Origin of the sequence: Sphingomonas hankookensis (assembly GCF_022664465.1) — a bacterium.
Classification (GTDB): Bacteria; Pseudomonadota; Alphaproteobacteria; order Sphingomonadales; family Sphingomonadaceae; genus Sphingomonas; species Sphingomonas hankookensis.
In genome coordinates this window covers 1-1281 of sequence record NZ_JAKREV010000031.1, presented here as the reverse complement: position 1 = coordinate 1281, position 1281 = coordinate 1, and the positions used below count along the sequence as shown (strand labels likewise).

Here is a 1281-nt window from a genome sequence, read left to right as displayed (position 1 = left end):
CCAATGTTCTATGCGCATTCAGGCAGTGTCGCCTCTCGCAACGGACATAGCGGAATGATCCGGCCTACGCCCCGGCAGGGGCATCCTCAGGCTGGCATTTCGGTCAAGCTGTTGTCAGCTGACGGCAGCGCCAGCGGTCCGGTCGAAAAGCTCTCCGGTATGCAGCATACGGTGCATGATGACGGCAAGTTTGCGAGCGACCGCCACGGCTGCTCTCTTGAAGCCGAGACGTTCCCTCAATCCGACACCCCACTGTTTCAAAGTGCTTTCGCCCGTCGAACGCGTCAGGATCACGACAGCGGCCTCGTAAAGCAGGCCGCGGAGGCGCGGATCTCCCCGACGGGATATGTGGCCGCCGTAATCGACTTCGCCGGACTGGTAGCGCCTAGTCGTCAAACCAAGCCAAGCGCCTACCGCACGAGATGATTTGAAATTGCCAGGTTCTTCCACGGCTGCGACGAACGAAGACGCCGTGACCGGACCGATGCCAGGAATGGACATGAGTAGAGCGCATCGTTGATCCAACCGCGAGGCGGCACGAAGTTGCCCATCAAGTTTAGCAGCCTGCATACGCAACCCTCGCCAGGCATCGAGCATCGGCAAGACGATCCGTTCAAGCTGGGTATTATCCGCCAGTAATCGACGGACATGGCCCTGAAAAGCACCACCAGCACTTTTCGGCACGACTAGGCCAAAGGTCTTCATCAGTCCGCGAATTTGATTCGACATCTGGACGATCACTTTGAGAATCTGATCTCGCGCCGCGACCAGCGTACGCATCAGCATGCTCTCGAACCCCTTTACCCGAACTTCCCGGTAGAAGCCGACTTCTGCAATATGCGCCAGACCATCCGCGTCGTTCGCGTCTGTCTTGTTCGCGGCCATATCCAGCGCAGCTTTCGCGTGCCGCGCATCAATGCAGATGGCAGGAACACCATCGGCCTTGAGCGCATGGTAGAACCACGTCGACAATTGACCGGTTTCGAATACGACCCGCTCGGCGTCCGGCGCGCGTGCGCGGATCAAATCAGCTAAAACCTTCGGATCTGACGCACATTTTCCACGCCAGATGCGTTTGCCGCCCCGTCGCACCGATACCGCTGTCTCTTTCAACGAAACGTCCAAACCGACATACGCGCTCATGGTCGTCCTCCGTCATAGGCAGGATCAGGGCTACTTCCCCAACCAGCGCTTCATCTTAGCGCCGAACTTTGATGGCACCGATATCGCCCGTCCAAGTCGTAAAAGGGTTCAGTACGATCCGCGATTACCCCATGTTCT

Annotated in this window: 1 protein-coding gene; it reads right to left on the bottom strand. The window is 58.1% G+C overall.

Going from position 1 to position 1281, the window contains the following annotated elements:
• Positions 1–114 precede the first annotated feature (114 nt).
• On the bottom strand, positions 115–1143 hold the full coding sequence (locus MF610_RS18965; RefSeq protein ID WP_242201909.1) for an IS110 family RNA-guided transposase: 1029 nt from the start codon (positions 1141–1143) through the stop codon (positions 115–117).
• Positions 1144–1281 lie beyond the last annotated feature (138 nt).